21 protein-coding genes are annotated in these 18,035 nt (G+C 71.9%); 7 read left to right on the top strand and 14 right to left on the bottom strand.

All coding sequences use genetic code 11. The annotated features are described in order from the left end of the window. The first annotated feature begins 127 nt into the window (after window positions 1–127). On the top strand, window positions 128–1,264 hold the full coding sequence (locus tag BN39_RS11685) for an Mrp/NBP35 family ATP-binding protein (protein WP_019202589.1): 1,137 nt from the start codon (window positions 128–130) through the stop codon (window positions 1,262–1,264). After that, complete coding sequence (locus BN39_RS11680; protein WP_019202588.1) at window positions 1,261–1,680, top strand: GNAT family N-acetyltransferase; 420 nt, start codon at window positions 1,261–1,263, stop codon at window positions 1,678–1,680. The genes BN39_RS11685 and BN39_RS11680 overlap by 4 nt, the downstream gene beginning before the upstream one ends. 3 nt (window positions 1,681–1,683) lie before the next feature. Here the strand turns inward: BN39_RS11680 and tatB are convergent, their stop codons facing one another. The 4 genes from tatB to sigE all read right to left on the bottom strand — a co-directional run bounded on the left by tatB (window position 1,684) and on the right by sigE (window position 4,864). Beyond that, window positions 1,684–2,190, bottom strand: coding sequence for a Sec-independent protein translocase protein TatB (tatB, locus tag BN39_RS11675; RefSeq protein ID WP_040766207.1), 507 nt, complete (start codon window positions 2,188–2,190; stop codon window positions 1,684–1,686). 34 nt (window positions 2,191–2,224) lie between these two features. Beyond that, entirely contained in the window at window positions 2,225–3,694 is a 1,470-nt protein-coding gene (locus BN39_RS11670; RefSeq protein ID WP_040766204.1) for a S1C family serine protease, read from the bottom strand. 10 nt (window positions 3,695–3,704) lie between these two features. Next, entirely contained in the window at window positions 3,705–4,082 is a 378-nt protein-coding gene (locus tag BN39_RS24015; protein ID WP_019202585.1) for a hypothetical protein, read from the bottom strand. Window positions 4,083–4,210: 128 nt separating this feature from the next. Continuing rightward, entirely contained in the window at window positions 4,211–4,864 is a 654-nt protein-coding gene (gene sigE, locus BN39_RS11660; protein WP_019202584.1) for an RNA polymerase sigma factor SigE, read from the bottom strand. A gap of 236 nt (window positions 4,865–5,100) precedes the next feature. Between sigE and BN39_RS11655 the strand changes: the two genes are divergently transcribed. After that, window positions 5,101–5,751 (top strand): O-methyltransferase, encoded by a 651-nt coding sequence (locus tag BN39_RS11655; RefSeq protein WP_237741647.1) that lies wholly within the window; start codon window positions 5,101–5,103, stop codon window positions 5,749–5,751. Window positions 5,752–5,763: 12 nt separating this feature from the next. On the opposite strand, the gene BN39_RS11650 is transcribed toward BN39_RS11655, so the two are convergent. The 4 genes from BN39_RS11650 to rfbD are packed head-to-tail and all read right to left on the bottom strand — an operon-like array spanning window position 5,764 to window position 9,516. After that, window positions 5,764–6,558, bottom strand: a complete 795-nt coding sequence (locus BN39_RS11650; protein ID WP_019202582.1) for an SGNH/GDSL hydrolase family protein — start codon at window positions 6,556–6,558, stop codon at window positions 5,764–5,766. Window positions 6,559–6,568: 10 nt separating this feature from the next. Next, entirely contained in the window at window positions 6,569–7,678 is a 1,110-nt protein-coding gene (locus BN39_RS11645; protein ID WP_019202581.1) for a sugar phosphate nucleotidyltransferase, read from the bottom strand. Then, window positions 7,675–8,610, bottom strand: a complete 936-nt coding sequence (locus BN39_RS11640; protein WP_019202580.1) for a glycosyltransferase family 2 protein — start codon at window positions 8,608–8,610, stop codon at window positions 7,675–7,677. Before BN39_RS11640 ends, BN39_RS11645 begins: the two co-directional genes overlap by 4 nt. 9 nt (window positions 8,611–8,619) lie before the next feature. Beyond that, the gene (gene rfbD / locus BN39_RS11635; protein ID WP_237741646.1) at window positions 8,620–9,516 is read right to left on the bottom strand and encodes a dTDP-4-dehydrorhamnose reductase; all 897 of its coding nucleotides are present in this window, start codon (window positions 9,514–9,516) and stop codon (window positions 8,620–8,622) included. 171 nt (window positions 9,517–9,687) lie between these two features. Here rfbD and BN39_RS11630 point away from each other — a divergent pair, with 171 nt between their 5' ends. Together BN39_RS11630 and BN39_RS11625 are read left to right on the top strand one after the other, a co-directional pair. Next, complete coding sequence (locus tag BN39_RS11630) at window positions 9,688–11,400, top strand: LCP family protein (protein WP_051159008.1); 1,713 nt, start codon at window positions 9,688–9,690, stop codon at window positions 11,398–11,400. Then, a complete protein-coding gene (locus tag BN39_RS11625) occupies window positions 11,388–12,095 on the top strand; it encodes a TIGR03089 family protein (RefSeq protein ID WP_019202577.1) in 708 nt (235 codons plus the stop codon). The genes BN39_RS11630 and BN39_RS11625 overlap by 13 nt, the downstream gene beginning before the upstream one ends. A gap of 29 nt (window positions 12,096–12,124) precedes the next feature. Here the strand turns inward: BN39_RS11625 and BN39_RS23490 are convergent, their stop codons facing one another. Then, window positions 12,125–12,505 carry a hypothetical protein gene (locus BN39_RS23490; RefSeq protein ID WP_019202576.1) on the bottom strand — a complete coding sequence of 127 codons (381 nt, stop codon included), beginning with the start codon at window positions 12,503–12,505 and terminating at the stop codon, window positions 12,125–12,127. On the opposite strand from BN39_RS23490, the gene BN39_RS23485 reads away from it, so the two are divergent. Then, window positions 12,486–12,782 carry a hypothetical protein gene (locus tag BN39_RS23485; RefSeq protein ID WP_019202575.1) on the top strand — a complete coding sequence of 99 codons (297 nt, stop codon included), beginning with the start codon at window positions 12,486–12,488 and terminating at the stop codon, window positions 12,780–12,782. The two genes, BN39_RS23490 and BN39_RS23485, sit on opposite strands and share 20 nt — an antisense overlap. 45 nt (window positions 12,783–12,827) lie before the next feature. Here BN39_RS23485 and BN39_RS11610 read toward each other — a convergent pair whose 3' ends face one another. The 5 genes from BN39_RS11610 to BN39_RS11590 all read right to left on the bottom strand — a co-directional run bounded on the left by BN39_RS11610 (window position 12,828) and on the right by BN39_RS11590 (window position 17,312). Next, window positions 12,828–13,988 (bottom strand): acyl-CoA dehydrogenase, encoded by a 1,161-nt coding sequence (locus BN39_RS11610; protein WP_019202574.1) that lies wholly within the window; start codon window positions 13,986–13,988, stop codon window positions 12,828–12,830. A 205-nt stretch (window positions 13,989–14,193) separates the two neighbouring features. Beyond that, window positions 14,194–14,385 carry a hypothetical protein gene (locus BN39_RS23680; RefSeq protein ID WP_192814847.1) on the bottom strand — a complete coding sequence of 64 codons (192 nt, stop codon included), beginning with the start codon at window positions 14,383–14,385 and terminating at the stop codon, window positions 14,194–14,196. Window positions 14,386–14,947: 562 nt separating this feature from the next. Next, entirely contained in the window at window positions 14,948–15,601 is a 654-nt protein-coding gene (locus BN39_RS11600; RefSeq protein ID WP_019202572.1) for a dihydrofolate reductase family protein, read from the bottom strand. A 21-nt stretch (window positions 15,602–15,622) separates the two neighbouring features. Then, window positions 15,623–16,135 carry a 5-(carboxyamino)imidazole ribonucleotide mutase gene (purE, locus tag BN39_RS11595; RefSeq protein ID WP_019202571.1) on the bottom strand — a complete coding sequence of 171 codons (513 nt, stop codon included), beginning with the start codon at window positions 16,133–16,135 and terminating at the stop codon, window positions 15,623–15,625. After that, the gene (locus BN39_RS11590; protein ID WP_019202570.1) at window positions 16,122–17,312 is read right to left on the bottom strand and encodes a 5-(carboxyamino)imidazole ribonucleotide synthase; all 1,191 of its coding nucleotides are present in this window, start codon (window positions 17,310–17,312) and stop codon (window positions 16,122–16,124) included. Before BN39_RS11590 ends, purE begins: the two co-directional genes overlap by 14 nt. Before the next feature lie 172 nt (window positions 17,313–17,484). Here BN39_RS11590 and BN39_RS11585 point away from each other — a divergent pair, with 172 nt between their 5' ends. Then, complete coding sequence (locus tag BN39_RS11585; protein WP_040767612.1) at window positions 17,485–18,033, top strand: GtrA family protein; 549 nt, start codon at window positions 17,485–17,487, stop codon at window positions 18,031–18,033. Window positions 18,034–18,035: the final 2 nt, after the last annotated feature.

Raw genomic sequence — 18,035 nt, 5'->3', positions numbered from 1 at the left:
CCCGCGTCGCCGCGGCCCCCGGCGAACGCGCGTCCCGCGCCGACCACCACCACGCCGCCACCCCCGCCGGCCCCTGCACGCCCGCCGCGGTGACCCGATTTCCGTGCACGGATAGCATGGAAGGGCTATGACTGCGGTAACCGAAGACGCGATCCGGTCGGCCCTCGCCACCGTGAACGACCCCGAGATCGGCAAGCCGATCACCGAGCTGGGGATGGTGAAGTCGGTCGCGGTGCAACCCGACTCGTCCGTCGACGTCGAGGTGTACCTGACCACCTCCGCCTGCCCCATGCGCGGCGCGATCACCGACAAGGTGCGCACGGCCGTCGCCGACGTGCCCGGCACCGGCGAGGTGCGCGTCGACCTGGACGTGATGGACGACGAGCAGCGGGCCGAGCTGCGCAAGACCCTCCGCGGCGACAAGGCCGAGCCGGTGATCCCCTTCGCCCAGCCCGGCAGCCTGACCCGGGTGTACGCCGTCGCCTCCGGCAAGGGCGGCGTCGGCAAGAGCTCCGTCACGGTGAACCTCGCGGCGGCCCTGGCCGCCCGCGGCCTCTCGGTGGGCGTGCTCGACGCCGACATCTACGGCCACTCCGTACCCCGGATGATGGGCACCGACGCGCGGCCCACCCAGGTGGACTCGATGATCATGCCGCCGCAGGCGCACGGCGTGAAGGTGATCTCGGTGGCCATGTTCACCAGCGGCAACACCCCCGTCGTGTGGCGCGGACCGATGCTGCACCGCGCCCTGCAGCAGTTCCTCGCCGACGTGTTCTGGGGCGACCTCGACGTGCTGCTGCTGGACCTGCCGCCCGGCACCGGCGACGTGGCGATCTCCATCGCGCAGCTCATCCCGGGCGCCGAGATCCTCGTCGTGACCACGCCGCAGACCGCCGCGGCCGAGGTCGCCGAGCGGGCCGGCGCCATCGCCCTGCAGACCCGGCAGCGGGTCGCGGGCGTCGTGGAGAACATGTCCGGCCTCACCCTGCCCGACGGGACCGTCATGGACGTGTTCGGCTCCGGCGGCGGCGAGCAGGTCGCGGCACGGCTGTCGCGGGCGGTGGGCGCCGACGTCCCCATGCTGGGCCAGATCCCGCTGGACCCGCAGCTGCGGGAGGCGGGCGACGCGGGCACCCCCGTCGTGCTGTCGGATCCCGAGTCGCCCACCGGCGCCGCCCTGCGCGCGATCGCCGACAAGCTGGCCGTCCGCAAGCGCGGCCTCGCCGGCATGAGCCTGGGTATCGACACCACCCGCCACCTGTGAGTTTCCGCCTCGTCGTCGGCGCGCCGCCGGTCGCGGACTACGTGCGGCTGCGCGCCGAATCGGGGCTCTCGCCGAAGACGGAGGCGCAGGCCGCGGGGGCGCTGGCCAACAGCTGGCGCTGGTGCCATGCGGTCGCCGAGGACGGCGCGGTGGTGGGGATGGGCCGCGCGCTGGGCGACGAGGGCTGGTACTTCCACATCGCCGACATGGCGACGCTGCCCGCATACCAGGGCCGCGGCATCGGCCGGGCGATCCTGGAGTGGCTGATCGCGGAGATCCGGGCGAACGCGCCGGCGGACCCCTACATCACCCTCATGGCCGACGCGCCGGGCCGACCGCTGTACCGATCGCTGGGGTTCGAGGAGACCGCGCCCCGCAGCCTGGGGATGTGGCTGCCGGCCGACGGGTACCGCTAGCCGCTAGGTGGCGTCGGGGTCGAACGGCGGGCGCTCGCCGGGAGGGAGCGGCCGGTGCACCCGCGGCATACTGGGCACGGGCCCGGCTTCGCTCGCGGCGCTCACCGCCGGCTCCGGGGCGCCCGACGGTGCGCCGGGCACGGAGCCCGCACCGCCCGCGTCCGTGCCGTTGATCACCTTCGAGACGTTGAGCGAATCCGCCGTGGAGCGCACCTGGTCCCGCATGTCGCGGATCACCGAATCGTCGCCGTTGAGGAGGTGTTTGGTGATGGCGGCGGTGGGCGTCATGCCGCGCAGGTTCTGGATCTGCTGCAGGGGCTCGCGGATCGAGTCGAAATCGTCGCCCATCTCGTTCTTGAGCTGCTGGGTGGCGCCGGTGGCGTAGTCGCGCACCTGGCGCAGCGCGGTGAAGAACCAGTTGATCGCGCCGGGCAGCCGCTCGGGGCCGAGGATCACCAGACCCACGACGACCAGCATGAGGATCTCACCCATGCCGAGATTCGAGAACACCCCGCCATGCTACGGCAGGCGCGCGGCCGAACGCTCAGGAGAGGGGCTCGGGTGTGACGGTGATCGGCACCTGCCGCCCGTCGCGCGCCACGGTCACCGTGGTCTGCTTCCCCACCCCGGTGGCGCGGATCGCGACGACCACGTCGGCGATCTCCGCGACCTCGTGGTCGCCGACCTTGGTGATCACGTCGCCCTCACGGATGCCGGCCTTGTCGCCGGCCGCGTCCTTCTTGACGTTCTCGACGCGCACACCCGATGCGGCCTCGTTGCTCACCTCGCGGCCGTTGATGCCGAGGTCGGCGTGGACGATCTTGTCGCCGCGGATGAGGGACTGCGCGATGGGCCAGGCCACGTCGGAGGCGATCGCGAAGTTCAGGCCGCTCATGCCGCCGACGGGGCTGAGCCGCGCGAGCGTGTTGATCCCGATGAGCCGGCCCTTGAGGTCGAGCAGCGGCCCGCCGGAGTTGCCGGGGTTGATCGTGGCGTCGGTCTGCACCGCCTCGAAGGTGGCGGGCGGGTTGGGCCCGTCGGCCGGCTCCTGCACGGGGCGGTGGGTCGCGGAGACGACGCCGGAGGTGACGGTGCGCCGCAGGCCCAGCGGGGAGCCGATCGCGACGAGCTGCTGCCCCGGCACGAGTTCCTGCGAGGAGCCCTTGGTGATCTGCTGGAGGCCGTTGACGCCCACCTTGATGACGGCGAGGTCGGTGAACGGATCCGTCCCGACGACCTGCGCGGGCGACCGGCTGCCGTTCCAGAAGGTGACCTCGGTCTTGGCGTCCTTGTTGCTCGCGGCGGTGGCCACGACGTGGTTGTTGGTGAGGATGTAGCCGCGTTCGGCGTCGATGACGGAGCCCGAGCCCGTCTCTCCGCTGTTGCGCGTGGTGACCTCGATGGTCACCACGCTGGAGCTGACCTTGGAGACCACGTCGGCGATGGCACCCTGGTCGGTCACCTTCGAATCGTCGACGGGCAGCGTGGCGCGGGAGTCGGTGAGCTTCTCCAGCGTGGTGCCGGTGATCCTGCCGATGGCGCCGCCGAGCAGGCCGATGACCAGCGCGACGATGCCGAGAACGACGAGGGCGCGCACGGACACCCGCCGCCCGAACAGCACGTCGCGGACGCCCAGCTTGTCGGGGTCCGGCTGCGGCACGGGCTTGGGCGGCGGCGTCAGCCCGGGCTCGCCGAGCGCCGCGGCGCTCTCGGTGTCGCGCCACGGGTCCTGCGCGGGCTCCGGCTCCTCGGGCTCGATCGGGCCGGCGTAGGGGTCGCGCTGCAGTGTCTCGGTGGTGCCGGCGGGCCGGGAGAAGGCCTCCGTCAGCACCGGATCGGGCGCGGTGGGCCGGGGCTGGGGCCGCGCACCGTCGGACCGGCGGGACTCGGCCTCGAAGGAGCCCTGCACGCCGTCGGGCCGGCCGAAGACGACCTGCTCGCCCTCGGACACGGCGGGGCGGTGGGTGGGACGCGGGTCCAGACGCGGACGCTGCTCGTGCGGATCTGACGTCACGGAGTCGAATCTACCGAGCGTTCCGGCGACGGCCGCGCTTATTGCGCTCGTCGCGTCGCGACCCGGGCTTGAACGTCGGGAATCCCTCGAACGGCGCGGCGGGGCCGCAGCACTCGGTGGGGATCTGGGACAGCTGGCCGAGGAGGCGGTGCGGCACGGTGATCTCGCCGGACTCGCGGAGCGCGTTGCGCACCTGGCGCTGGGCGTCCACCTCGGCGGCGCAGACGGGGCATTCGGCGATGTGGGTGCCGGCGCGCAGGTGCGCGTTCATCCGCAGCTCACCGTCGACGAAGGCCACGACGGCCTCGTACGCGAGGTGCTCGGTGGACGAGAACTCGCCGGAGCGGCGGGCGAAGGCCCGCTTGAAACTGCCGCTGAGGTGCTCCATCGCCGCTCCCTCCCACCTTTCGATGTCTCGTCGGCCGCCGTGCTCGGGGCGTCCGAACGCCAGCGTACCCGTACCTGGGATGTCAACGTCCGGACCGGCGCTCGAAGTTCCCGGCGGACGGCGGTGGATCAGTACGCGAGCGACGCGCTGCTGGTGAGGCCCTGGTTCGCGAGCGCCTCACGGATCGACTTGCGGCCGCGGTGGATGCGCGAGCGCACCGTACCGAGCTTCACGCCCAGGGTGGCCGCGACCTCCTCGTAGCTCAGGCCCTCGATGTCGGCGAGGACGACGGCGGCGCGGAACTCGGGAGCCAGCGCGTCGAGCGCGTTCTGCAGCTGCGGGTTCAGGTTCGCGTCGGCGTAGATCTGGCCGGGGTCGGGGTCGCCCGACGGGACGCGCTCGTAGTCCTCCGGCAGGGCCTCCATGCGGATGCGGCTGCGGCGCCGGACCATGTCGAGGAACAGGTTGGTGGTGATGCGGTGCAGCCACCCCTCGAAGGTGCCGGGCTCGTAGCTCTGCAGGCTGCGGAAGACGCGGATGAAGGTGTCCTGCGTGAGGTCCTCCGCGTCCTGCGCGTTGCCGGACAGGCGGTAGGCGAGGCGGTACACGCGGTCGGCGTGCTCGCGGACGAGTTCGTCCCACGACGGCATGTCCGCCCGGTCACCGGTCGCATCGAATGCGGCGGTACCTGCGGGTTCGGCAGCGCGCTCATCGTCGAACGTCGCGTACGCAGCCTCGAGCTGCGCGTCCTGCCGGGGTCCGGCCTTGCGGGCCAGGGCCATGCGCTCCTCCTCGTGCCCGCGCCGGTCGGGCGGGCGGTCATCCTGGAGAACTCCCGGGGCGGCCGTTTTGTTCCCGATCGGGCCGCTTCGGACGGGTGTTCTTCACTAACCGACACCATTCCCGGTCGCGGTGTGGGGTCGCTGATTCCTCCCTGTGTGTTGCCTGTGCATCGGTCGGACGCGCTGACTTCCGGTCGCGACGGGGTATCGGCGAGGTGAACGGCTACGATTTCACCGTGTCTGAATCCGCCGCATCTGCCCTCGTGACGTACGCCGAGAACGCCATCGTCGAGGACGATGCGATGTCCGCCGCCCGGGAACGGGCCGCCGACCTGGGGGTCGACGCGATCGCCCCGTCCGTCGGCGCGCTGCTGTCCGTGCTGGCGGCGACGGGCGGCGCGAAGTCGGTCGTCGAGGTGGGCACGGGCGCCGGGATCAGCGGACTGTGGCTGCTGTCGGGCATGCGCCCGGACTCGGTGCTCACGACGATCGATTCGGAGCAGGAGTTCCAGGCCGCGGCCCGGATCGGGTTCCAGCACGCCGGCGTCGCCCCGAACCGCACGCGGCTGATCAACGGCCACGCCCTCGACGTGCTGCCCCGCCTCGCCGACGCGGCGTACGACCTGATCTTCGTCGACGGTGACCCCGTCGACCATCCGCGGTACGTGGCCGACGCGGTGCGCCTGCTCCGCCCGGGCGGGGTGCTGGTGGTGAACCTGGGCGACGCGGGGTACCGGGTCCCGGACGCGGACGCGCAGGACGAGGAGGCCGTCGCGGCCCGCGAGGCCACGCAGCTGGTCGCGCAGGACGAGGCCCTGCTCCCGGTGATCCTGCCGCTCGGCGGCGGCCTGGTCGCCGCCGCGAAGGCCTTCGTCCCGGAGGACTGAGGCGGGCCGCGGCTACGGCGACGTGGTCTCCGCCGGCTCGGCCCCGACGGGGCGCAGGAGCGTGGGGTACTTCGGCGGCAGGCCGTCGCCGGTGGAGATGCCGCGGAGCCGGCGGCCGATCCACGGGTAGGCGAACTCGCGGCGCCAGCGGCGCTTGATCTCGCGGTCCTCCGCCTCGCTGATCACGGGCTCGGGGCCGAGGTCGGGCACTTCGAGCTGGTGCGGCACGCCGAGCACGTCGAGCACCTCGATCGCCATCCGCAGGTGGCCCGGCTGGGACATGTGGATCCGGTCGAACTCCCACATCCGCAGGTCGCGGTACTCCTTGAGCCGCCAGTAGTCGAGGAGTACCAGCCCGCGGGCGTCGGCGATCTCCCGGACCAGTTCGTTGTAGATCGCGAAGCGGCCGCGGAGGGCGCCGAAGATGCCGCTGCCGTGGGTGTCGGCGGCGGTCCACACCACGACGGTGGCGCCGGATGCGGCGAGCCGCTCCAGCATGGCGTCGTAGGCGGCGACCACCTCGTCCACGTCGACCTGCGGGCGGATCAGGTCGTTGGCGCCGGCGTACACGGTGATCAGGTCGGGTTCCAGCGCGAGGCACTGATCCAGCTGCTCGTCGACGATCTGCCGCATCTTCTTGCCGCGGATCGCGAGGTTGGCGTAGCCGAAGTCGCCGGAGCGGGCCGCGAGCACCTCGGCGACGCGGTCGGACCAGCCGCGGTACTCGTGCGTGCCGGTGGGATCGGGGTCGCCGACGCCCTCGGTGAACGAATCCCCGATGGCCACGTACCGCAGGAACTCACTCACCGATGTCCTCCTAGACGTCCGTCGAGAACCGCACGCCGCCGTCCGGCAGCTGCACACCAGGCCATACTCGCGCGCCGTGCAGGAGTTCGCAGCGCGCGCCGACGGAGGCCCCGTCGCCGATCACGGCGTCGCGGACGCGGGCGCGGGGCCCGATGTGCGCGCCGAAGCCCACGATGGACCGTTCGACGATGGCGCCGGCCTCGACCCGCACCCCGTCGAAGACGACGGCACCGTCGAGCCGGGCTCCCGCGCCGATCTCGGCGCCGCGGCCCACGACGGTGCCGCCGATCACCAGCGCGCCGGGCGCGACGGACGCGCCGGGGTGGATGAGGGATTCGCCGCGGGCGCCGTCGAGGGCGGCCGACGGGGCGATGCCGCGCACCAGGTCGGAGCTGCCGGCCACGAAGTCCTCGGGGGTGCCCATATCGCGCCAGTAGCCGTAGTCGACGTGGCCGTAGAGGTTGCGGCCGCCGTTGAGCAGTGCCGGGAACACCTCGCGCTCCACCGATACGGGGCGGCCGGCGGGGATCTCCTCGATCACGGAGCGGGTGAACACGTAGCAGCCGGCGTTGATCTGGTCGGTCGGCGGATCCTGTGTCTTCTCCAGGAAGGCGGTGACCCGGCCGTCGGCGTCGGTGGGCACGCAGCCGAAGGCGCGCGGATCGGGGACGCGCACGAGGTGCATGGTGACGTCGGCGTTCTTCTCGCGGTGGGTCCGGACGACGGCGCGGATGTCGCTGCCGCCCAGCACGTCCCCGTTGAACACCAGCACGTTCTGGGCCTTGAGCGCGGGCAGCACGTTGCGGATGCCGCCGCCGGTGCCCAGCGGTTCCTCCTCGACCACGTAGCACAGGTCGAGGCCCAGTTCGGAGCCGTCGCCGAAGTACTCCTCGAAGACCTCGGCCTTGAACGAGGTGCCCAGCACCACGCGCCGGATGCCGGCGTCGCGGATGCGGGAGAGCAGGTGGGTGAGGAACGGCTTGCCGGCGGTGGGCAGCATCGGCTTGGGCGCCGACAGGGTCAGCGGGCGCAGGCGGGTGCCCTTGCCGCCGACCAGGATCACGGCCTCGACGTCGTCGAGGTCCTGCTGTTCTCCGGCGGAAATCGCATCGGTACTCACGCTCGTCCTCCCTCTCCTCCCTGGGCGCGCCGTGCGCGCAGTGCCGCCAGCACGGCGATCCGTGACCGGGCGGCCAGCCCCACCTTCATCGCCGCGCGCAGGGGCGCGGCCACCGGACCGGCGTGCCGGTCGGCGAAGAAACGGTAGGCGGACTCGTGGTGCGCGGGGAGCATCAGCTCGGGCACCCGGCCCGCGGCGTGCCCCTTGGCGTGCACGATCTCCGCCGAGGGGACGTACACGTTGCGCCATCCGGCCCGCGCGAGGCGGTCGCCGAAGTCGACGTCCTCCATGTACATGAAGTAGCGGTCGTCGAAGCCGTCGATCGCGTCGAAGGCGGCGGGGCGGACCAGCAGGCAGGAACCGGAGAGCCAGCCGGCGTCGCGTTCGGTGACGTCGGCCTCGGACTGCTTGTAGGCGGCGGTCCACGGGTTGGTCTTCCACACGGAACCGAGCAGCGCGTGCCCGACGCCGTACCGCATGCTGGGCACGTTGCGGGCCGACGGGTAGACGGTGCCGTCGGGGTCGTGGATCAGCGGGCCGAAGGCCCCGCCCCGCGGGTGCCGGCCGGCCGCGTCGACGAGTTCGTCGATGGAGCCGGGCGAGAACACCACGTCGGGGTTGCTGATGAGCAGGAAGTCGGGGTCGGGTTCGCCGGAGGCGCGGAGGGCGGCGACGGCGTAGTTGATGGCGCCGCCGTAGCCGAGGTTGGCGCCGGTGCGGAGCAGGCGGGCCTCGTCGTGCGCCTCGTCGGCGGCCTCGGGCGCCCCGTCGACGGAGCCGTTGTCGGCCATGACCACGTGTGGACGCGGGCCGGAGTAGGCGGCGTCGATGCTGGTCAGGAAGTTCTCGAGATGCTCGCCCGGCGAGTACGTGACGGTGACTACGGCGATCGTCTCGCGGCGCGCGGCGGTCGGGGTGTCGGTTCCGGGCACGCGGTCAGGTTACCGGTCGGTGTCCGACGGGGCGCCCAGTGCCCGGTCCAGCGCGTCCCGCCAGTCGGGCAGGGCCGCGAGGCCGAGGGCGGTCCACGACGCCGGGGAGAGGACGGAGTAGGCCGGACGGGGCGCGGGGCGCGGGAATTCGGCGGTGCTGCAGGGCGTCACCCGGGCGGGGTCGGCGCCGGCCCGGGCGTAGACGCCGCGGGCCACGTCGAACCAGGTGGCCGCTCCCCCGCCGGCGGCGTGCAGGACGGCGCCGGGGCGGCCGGGTTCGGCGCCGAGCAGCGCGGCGAGGTCGAGGAGGCCGGCAGCGAGGTCAAGCGCGTAGGTCGGCGAGCCCGTCTGGTCGTCGACGACCCTGGGGTCGATGCCGTTCTCGGCGAGCCGCCCCATGGTGCCCACGAAGTCCGGGGCCCACGCACCGCCGGCGGTGCGGCCGGTGTACACCCACGCGGTCCGCACGACGACGGTCCGCGGGTCGGCCGCGCGGGCGGCGCGCTCCCCGTCGAGCTTGGTGCGGCCGTACACGCTCGACGGTGCCGTCGGGTCGCCCGGTTCCCACGGCGCGGGCGGCGCGGGAGCCGGGCCGAAGACGTAGTCGGTGGAGACGGTGACGAGCCGGGCGCCGGTGGCGGCGCACCGTCGGGCGAGGAGGCCGGGGGCGACGGCGTTGAGGGCGGCGGCCGCGTCGGGTTCGGTCTCGGCGGCGTCGACGGCGGTGTGCGCCGCGCAGTTGACGAGCACGTCGCCGGGGCCGAGCGGGAGCCTGCCGACGTCCTGTGGCGAAGTCACGTCGAGGGCCGCGCGGGTGAGGGCGCGCGCCCGTACGCCGCGGGCCGCGGCGGCCGAGACCAGCGCCGATCCCAATTGTCCGGCAGCTCCTGCGATGACCAGGTTCACGCCCGGAACGGTACTCGACGGCCGCGTCGGCTCGGCCTCGCGACGATCGATCGGTACCGTTACGGGAATGTGACCCCACAGGCTCGCCACGGCTTCCCGCGGAAGCGGCCTGCGATACTGGGGAGTCGATCCGCATTCGCAGCGAATGCTTGTCACGAGTAAGGAGTGGTGGTGGCCGACAGCCCGAATCCCCGCGGGGCGCGTCATTCCCGCGGACGGGGCTCCCCGCACAAGAGCGTCCGTGCGGAGAACGAGGGCACCCCGGACGGCCGGTCGCTCCGGGCGACGCGGTCCTCGCAGGTCCCCCGCGCGGCGGACATCTCGGAGGACGCCCGCGAGCGCATGCAGCGCAGCGGCAAGGTCGCGATCGCGCTGCTGACCGCGATCGTGCTGGTCGCCAGCGGCGGCGGGTGGGTCTGGTACACGCAGTTCGGCAACGACATCGAGCGCGGCCCCCAGCTCCCGAAGAAGCCCGACGGCGCGACGGACATCCTGCTCGTGGGCACGGACTCGCGGACGGACGCCAAGGGCAACCCGCTGACCAAGCAGGAGCTGGCGCGACTGCACGCGGGCGTGGACGACGGCACGCTCAACACCGACACCATCATCCTGATCCGCATCCCGAACAACGGGAGCTCGGCGACGGCCATCTCGATCCCCCGCGACGCGTACGTCGCGATCCCGGACCAGGGCAAGAACAAGATCAACTCCGCGTTCGCGGGCGCCGCGAACGTGACCCGGGACAAGGCGCTCGCCGACGGACAGTCGGAGAAGGACGCCGTGAAGGCGGGCAACGAGGACGGCCGCAAGGCGCTCATCGAGACGGTGGCCGATCTGACGGGCGTCTCGGTGGACAACTACGCCGAGATCGGCCTGGTGGGCTTCTCCCGCCTGACGGACGCCGTGGGCGGCGTGGACGTGTGCCTCAAGCGGCCGGTGAACGACCCGTTCTCGGGCGCGAAGTTCAAAGCCGGCAAGCAGACCCTGAGCGGCGCGCAGGCCCTGAGCTTCGTGCGGCAGCGGCACAACCTGCCCCGCGGCGACCTGGACCGGATCACCCGGCAGCAGGTGTTCATGGCGTCGCTCGCCAGCAAGGTGCTCTCCACGGGCACGCTCACGAACCCCACCAAGATCAACCAGCTGCAGAGCGCGATCTCGACCTCGGTGACGCTGGACCAGGACTGGGACGTGATGAACTTCGCCAAGGAGCTGTCGAACCTCTCGGCGGGCAAGGTGCAGTTCAACACCATCCCCGTGGTCACCGACGACGGCTGGAGCGACGACGGCACGCAGTCGGTCGTCGTGGTGAACCCGAAGGCGGTGCAGGCGTACGTGGCGTCGCTGCTGGGCGACAAGCCCGCGTCGTCGAGCAAGCCGAAGCCGAAGAGCAGCGCCCCGGCGGTGCCGTCGGTGAACCGCAGCGCCGTCACGGTGGACGTGGTCAACGCGGGCTCCACGACGGGCCTCGCGGGCAACGTCTCGAGTTTCCTGTCGGAGAAGGGCTTCGCGCAGGGCCGCACCGGCAACGCGGAATCCTCGGAGTCGTCGGCCAGCTCGAAGAGCGCGGTGCTGGCGAGCTCGGAGAACGACCAGGGCGCCAAGGCCGTCGCGGCGCTGCTGGGCGGCCTGCCCGTGGTGGCGAGCGGCTCGGTGCAGCCGGGCCACGCCCGGGTGCTGCTCAAGGACGGCTACACGGGCCCCGGCGGCTCCGGCGGCTCGGGCGACACCGGCTCGGACGCCGCGGCCGCGAACACCACCACCGCCGAGATCCCCTCGGGCCTCACCGAGGAGCTGGATCCGAGCGAGGCGGCGCGGGTCAGCTCGCTGCTGAACCGCCCGGGTTTCACGGCCGACCAGAACGGGGGCGTGCAGTGCGTGGACTGACCGTCACCGACGCGCTCCTGGTGCCGGTGGTCGAGGCGGAGCCCTCGACGCCGCGGTTCACCTGGTACGACGACGCCTCGGGCGCCAGGATGGGGCTGTCGGCGATCACGCTGGGCAACTGGGCGGCCAAGTGCGGCAACCTGCTCCGCGATCAGTACGGGCTGGGCCCGGGCGATGCGGTGGGCGTTCTGCTGCCCGCGCACTGGCAGACCGCGGGAATCCTGTTCGGCGCCTGGTGGGCCGGCTGCGAGGTGCGGTTCGGCGAGGCCGCGCCCATCACGTTCGCCGCGCCGGACCGGTTGGAGGAGGCTCTGGACGGCGCCGACGAGGTGCTCGCCGTGGGCCTGGACGCGTTCGGCCTCGCGGTGCCGGATCTGCCTGCGACGGTGGACGATTACACCACCGAGGTGCGTGGGCACGGGGACGCCTTCACGCCGGGCGGCGCCGGGACGGCGCTGGCGGGCGACGACGTGGAGATCGTGGTGGCGCGGTCCACGGCGCTGTCCGCGTCGGCGGGGTACGCCCCCGGTGACCGGGTGCTGTCGACGCGCGAGTGGCGCACCGTCGACGACGTGTACGACGGCCTGCTCGCCCCGCTGGCCGCACCCGCGTCGGTGATCCACGTGTCGCATCCGGACGCGGACACCCTGATGGACAAGTTCGCCACGGAGAAGGCCACCGCCCGCGTCGCGTGAGGCGGTGCGGCGCCGTCACTTCCGCGCCGTCACTGCTGGACGTCGAGCACGATCCGGCCGGGGCCGCTGAGGGTGAAGTCCTTGTAGCCCAGGCCGTCCCCGGCGAGCCGCACCGCCACCTGCAGCTGCCCCTCGAAGGCGCAGGAGACCGCGGCGCGGGTGATCGCGCCGCCGGGCCCCGGGACGGTGCGCGGGCCGGTGTACGGCGATCGCCCGTCGTGGTCGAAGATCCCGACCGGCTCGGCCCGGATCACGAGGTACTGCCCCTCGCCGGCGACCCGGTTCCCGGAGGCGCAGTCGTCGATCGGGCCCGACTTCCGGGTCACGGTGTACGGCGGTGCCTGGCCGGTGAATTCGAGCACCAGCCGGTCGGATCCGTCGCGGGCGCCGGTGCGCAGGTCGGAGAGCATCGTCGAACCGGCCGGCGCCGCGCCGCTGCGGGGACTCGTGCTGCGGCGGGAACTGCTCGAACTGCTCGACGGTGTGACCGGCGCGGCGCTGCTGGTGCTGCTCGGCGACGGGATCGTGGTGGTCGCGGCGCTTTTCGGCGGCAGCCGGATGCCCGACGGTGCGGTGACCGGCCCGTCGTCGAAGCACGCGGTGAGCGCGAGGACGAGGGCGGCGACCGTCACCGTCGACCCGGCCGCCCTGCGATACACGTTCGCCCCCTGCATCCGTCCAGGCTAGGCCGGGAACGGACGAAGGGGGCGAAATCGTGATGGAACCGGAATGTCAGCGCAGCAGCTGGCGCGACATGACCAGGCGCTGCACCTGGTTGGTGCCCTCGTAGATCTGGGTGATCTTGGCGTCGCGCATCATCCGCTCGGCCGGGAAGTCCCGCGTGTAGCCGGCGCCGCCGAGCAGCTGCACCGCGTCGGTGGTGACGTCCATCGCCACATCGGAGGCGAAGCACTTCGACGCGGAGCTGATGAATCCGAGGTTCTTCTCGCCGCGCTCCGCGCGGGCGGCGGCGGTGTAGACCATGAGGCGGGCGGCCTCGAGGCGCATCGCCATGTCGGCGATCATGAACTGGACGCCCTGGAATTCGGAGATGCTCTTGCCGAACTGCTTGCGCTCCTTGACGTAGTCGATCGCCACGTCGAGCGCGCCCTGCGCGATGCCCACGGCCTGCGCGCCGATGGTGGGGCGGGTGTGGTCGAGGGTCTGCAGCGCGGTCTTGAAGCCGGTGCCCTCCTCGCCGATGATCCGGTCACCCGGGATGCGGCACTCCTCGAAGGCGAGCTCCGCCGTGGGGCTGCCCTTGATGCCCAGCTTGTGCTCGTAGCCGGTGACCGAGAAGCCCGGGTCGTCCTTGTGCACGATGAACGCGCTGATGCCGTTGGAGCCCTTCTCGGGGTCGGTCACGGCCATGACGGTGTACCAAGTGGACTTGCCGCCGTTGGTGATCCAGCACTTGGAGCCGTTGAGAACCCAGTCGTCGCCGTCCTTGCGGGCGCGGGTGCGCATCGACGCGGCGTCCGAACCGGCCTCACGCTCGGAGAGGGCGTACGAGGCCATGGCCTCACCCGAGGCGAGCGTCGGCAGCACCTGCTGCTTGAGCTCCTCAGAGCCGTTGAGGATCAGGCCCATTGTGCCGAGCTTGTTGACGGCGGGGATCAGCGACGAGCTGCCGCAGACGCGCGCCACCTCCTCGATCACGATGCAGGCGGCCACGGAGTCGGCGCCCTGGCCGCCGTACTCCTCCGGGACGTGGATGGCGTTGAAACCGCTGTTGACCAGCGCGTCGAGGGCCTCCTGCGGGAACCGCTCCTTCTCGTCCACGTCCTTGGCGTGCGGCGCGATGTCGCGCTCCGCCAGCGCCCGGATGGCGGCGCGCAGCTCCTCGTGTTCTTCGGGGAGCTGGAACAGATCGAAATCGGGGTTGCCTGCCATTGACGGCCTCCATCAGCAATTGCGGGTTGCGTTCGCGGATGAGTCTATCCAAGCCGAGGACAGGTCAGTTAGTCGCTGGTAACCAGACATCGGCCGCGACGTTGTTCCCGGGAACAATCCGGGCGGACCCGTGGCGTGCGCTCGGCGCCCGAGAGGCGCCGTGAGGTGCGCCGACTGCGCCCGACTTCTTGAGCGCGGGTCGCCGCTACTTCTTCTTGTCGCCCTTACCGGACGACGGGGCCGCGGACGACGTCGGCGACGAGAGGTCACCGGTGTCGACGAACAGCAGCTGCCCGTCGTCGGTGGTGACCGCCCAGCGACGCGCGGGATCGGCGATCCGGCCGTCGGCCGATTCGACCGCGGTCGGGGTGAACTCGCCGAAATCTTCGACGATCACGCCGGAAATCTCCCGCTCGCTCCCCGCGAATGCGATGACCGAGTCGCCCGTCGAGAAGTTCTTCGTCGGCTCTTTATCGGATTGACCCACTGTCGTACTCCCCTCGGTTTCCTGGCGGCTCGTGCACATCACAGGATGGTCACGGGCCCGTCCGGATTGAATTTAACACGCCCCAGATGGCGTTTGATGCACGTGCCGAAGTTTGCGAATTCACTGCTTTGCAATTCGGGAGAAACCGCAGTTCACTGCTGACTGAAATGCCGCACACACAGTTCGAATCACAGATGAACGCGGGACCACGAATATCCCGATACCGCCCTGACCTGGCCTTATGAATGTTTTGCAGTGCCACATCAAACGTCGTCCCGCGCGACATCCGGACCTCTCGCAACAAACACAGGACAAATACGCCACAGTCCTCTTCCGGCCCGCGATCCCCGCCCCCGCGATCCCCGCCGCGCGGTTCACGGATAGCGGTTCGCATTCGCGGGGAATCGCGCGCGAGGCGAATGCCCGCCGGGCGCGCGACGGGTCCGGACCGGCGATCACCCGGGCCGGCGGCTCACCGCCGGCGGCGGGTGAAGGTGCGGTGCACCACGCCGCTGGGGCTGGCCACCGATTCCACGTCGAACCGCGCCTGCAGGCCCTCGAGTCCGTCCCACAGCCGCTCGCCGCGGCCCAGCACGATCGGCACCTCCACGAGGTGCATGTGGTCCACGAGGTCCGCGGCGAGGAAGTCGCGCACCGTGGTCACGCCTCCGCCGATCCGGACGTCGGCGTCGCCCGCGATCTCCCGCGCCGCGGCGAGGGCCTCCGTGGGCGTCGCGTCGAGGAACCGGAACTCCACCCCGTCGCCGGTGGTGAACGCCGGCCGCGGGTGGTGGGTCAGCACGATGACCGGCGTGCTGAACGGGGTCTGTTCGCCCCACCAGCCGCGCCAGGACTCGTCCTCCCAGGGGCCGCGTGAGGGCGCGAACTTGTTGCGCCCCATGATCTCCACGCCGATTCCCGCGTCCCAGGCCTCGGTGAAGGCGTCGTCGACGCCGCGGGCCGCGCCCTCCATGCCGTGGATCGCGGCGCCGCGGCGGGTTCCGAAGAACCACTGCATGAGCGATGCGCCCGCGTGCCCGAACGGCGCGTCCGCGGACTGGTCCGCGCCGGTGCCGAACCCGTCGAGAGAGATCGCGAAGTTGTGGATCCGCACCTGCCCCGTCACAGGGTTCAGGCTAACGCGGGATCACTCCTCCAGGAGGCGCTTCCGCAGGGCCTCGTCCTTGGCCAGCACCATCGTCTCGAGGTCCTGCTGGAAGGCGGTCATCCGCTGCTGCAGCGCGGAATCGGCGGCGCCCAGGATCCGCACGGCGAGCAGCCCGGCGTTGCGGGCGCCGCCCACGGACACCGTCGCCACGGGGATCCCGGCGGGCATCTGCACGATCGACAGCAGGGAGTCCATACCGTCGAGGTGCTTGAGCGGCACCGGCACGCCGATCACGGGCAGCGGCGTCGCCGACGCGACCATGCCGGGCAGGTGGGCCGCGCCGCCGGCGCCGGCGATGATCACCTCGATGCCGCGCCCCGCGGCGGCCTCGGCGTAGTCGAGCATGCGCTGCGGGGTGCGGTGCGCGGAGACCACACCCACCTCGAAGCGCACGCCGAACTCGGCGAGCGCCTCGGCCGCGGCCTCCATCGTCGGCCAGTCCGAGTCGCTCCCCATGATGAGGCCGACCCGGGGCCCGTTACCGCTCGCCATGCTCACTCCATCCGTCGGTCCACTCGGCGGTCGCCATCCAGTGCGCCGCCCGCTCGGCGCGCTCGCGCAGCGCCCCCGCGTACTCCGGGTCGTCCCGGTCGCCGTCCCACGCCCCCACGAGGTTGACGTGCCCGATCTTGCGGTCGGGCCGCTCCCCCTTGCCGTACAGGTGCACGTGCGCGTCCGGCATCCGGGCCAGCAGGTGGTGCAGGCGCTCGTCCATGCTCATCGCGGGCGCCTCGGCGGCGCCGAGCACGTTGGCCATCACGGTGAGCGGGGCGCGGGCCGCGGTATCGCCCAGCGGGTAGTCGAGCACGGCCCGCAGGTGCTGCTCGAACTGGCTGGTGACGCACCCGTCCATCGACCAGTGGCCGGAGTTGTGCGGGCGCATGGCCAGCTCGTTGACGATCATCTCGCCCGACGGGGTCTGGAACAGCTCGACCGCCATCACGCCGACCACGCCGAGTTCTTCGGCGAGGCGCAGCGCGAGGGATTCGGCGAATCCGGCCTCCGCGTCCGCGAGGTTCGGCGCGGGTGCGAGCACCACGGCGCACTGCCCGTTCCGCTGCACCGTCTCCACCACGGGCCACGCGGCACCCTGGCCGAACGGCGATCGGGCGACCATCGCGGACAGCTCGCGGGCCAGTTCCACCCGCTGCTCCGCCATGAGCGGGGTGCCCGCCGCGAGCTGTTCGGCGGCCACCGCGACGGCCTCGTCGACCGTGTCCGGCAGCCACACGCCGCGCCCGTCGTAGCCGCCGCGCACCGCCTTGAGCACCACGGCACCGTCGAACCGCTCCCAGAAGGCGCGCACGTCCTCGACGGCCTCGATCTCCGCGAACCCCGGGACCGGTGCGCCCAGCTCGGCCAGCCGGCGGCGCATGGCCAGCTTGTCCTGCGCGTAGAGCAGCGCCTGCGGCGGCGGGTTCACGGTGACGCCCTCGGCCTGGAGCTCCAGCAGGTGCGCGGTGGGCACGCCCTCGTGGTCGAAGGTGAGCGCGTGCGCGCCGGTCGCGGCGCGGCGCAGGTCCTCGATCCGGTCGTGGTCGCCCAGCACCACGTCGGGGCAGATCTGCGGCGCGGGCTCGTCCGGGGACGCCGCGAGGACGCGCAGGCCCTGCCCGAGGGCGATGGCGGCCTGATGCGTCATCCGGGCCAGCTGGCCGCCGCCGACCATGGCGACAACGGGGCGCCCGTCCCGCTTCTCGGTAACAGTCACCGGTCCATGTTCTCAGGCCCCCGACCAGCGGTGTTCGCCGGGCGGCCCGCCGTGCCCGCGGCGGGTGACCCCTCACCGACCGCGTCACACTCCCCGAGGTACTATCGCCGATTCCGTTAGAGTGGCGCACGTGGCTTTCATCGAGGCGATTCTGGATCGCACCCCAGCGCCCCTCCGCGGGCTCGTCATGCAGCACCACGAGCTGATCAAGTTCGCCATCGTCGGCGCCACGACCTGCGTCTTCGACCTCGCCATCTTCTACGGCCTGGTGCTCACGGTCCTGGACGACAAGCCCACCGTCGCCAAGGTCTTCTCCGGCGTCTGCGCCGTGATCCTGTCGTACATCCTCAACAGCGAGTGGAGTTTCAAGCACCGCGGCGGCCGCGAGAAGCACCACGAGGCGCTGCTGTTCTTCGTCATCTCCGGCGTCGGCGTGCTCATCATGGCCGCGCCCATCTTCATCGCGAACAACGTGTTCAGCCTGCGCTCCACGGATTCGAAGACCACGCTGATCATCGTCGACTTCGTGCTCAACTACATCGTCGGCAACCTGCTGCAGATGGCGTTCCGGTTCTGGGCCCTGCGCCGCTGGGCGTTCCCCGAGGACATGAGCGACGCCCCCGAGCAGGAGTCGATCCCCGCCTCCGAGGCCGCCGACATCGACTCCGAGCTGCGCTGATC

It is taken from the genome of Tsukamurella sp. 1534 (assembly GCF_000312385.1).
Taxonomy (GTDB): Bacteria; Actinomycetota; Actinomycetes; order Mycobacteriales; family Mycobacteriaceae; genus Tsukamurella.
The sequence above is the reverse complement of the archived record's forward strand: the minus strand, read 5'-3'. Positions and strand labels throughout refer to the sequence as shown.

What these genes read in the sequence shown, in the direction of transcription:
- BN39_RS11685 (WP_019202589.1), top strand. Translation starts at nt 128, where the DNA reads ATGACTGCGGTAACCGAAGACGCGATCCGGTCGGCCCTCGCCACCGTG.
- BN39_RS24015 (WP_019202585.1), bottom strand. Translation starts at nt 4,082, where the DNA reads ATGGAGCACCTCAGCGGCAGTTTCAAGCGGGCCTTCGCCCGCCGCTCC.
- sigE (WP_019202584.1), bottom strand. Translation starts at nt 4,864, where the DNA reads ATGGCCCTGGCCCGCAAGGCCGGACCCCGGCAGGACGCGCAGCTCGAG.
- BN39_RS23490 (WP_019202576.1), bottom strand. Translation starts at nt 12,505, where the DNA reads ATGCTCTCCGACCTGCGCACCGGCGCCCGCGACGGATCCGACCGGCTG.
- BN39_RS11610 (WP_019202574.1), bottom strand. Translation starts at nt 13,988, where the DNA reads ATGGCAGGCAACCCCGATTTCGATCTGTTCCAGCTCCCCGAAGAACAC.
- purE (WP_019202571.1), bottom strand. Translation starts at nt 16,135, where the DNA reads ATGGCGAGCGGTAACGGGCCCCGGGTCGGCCTCATCATGGGGAGCGAC.
- BN39_RS11590 (WP_019202570.1), bottom strand. Translation starts at nt 17,312, where the DNA reads ATGGTCGGCGGCGGCCAGCTGGCCCGGATGACGCATCAGGCCGCCATC.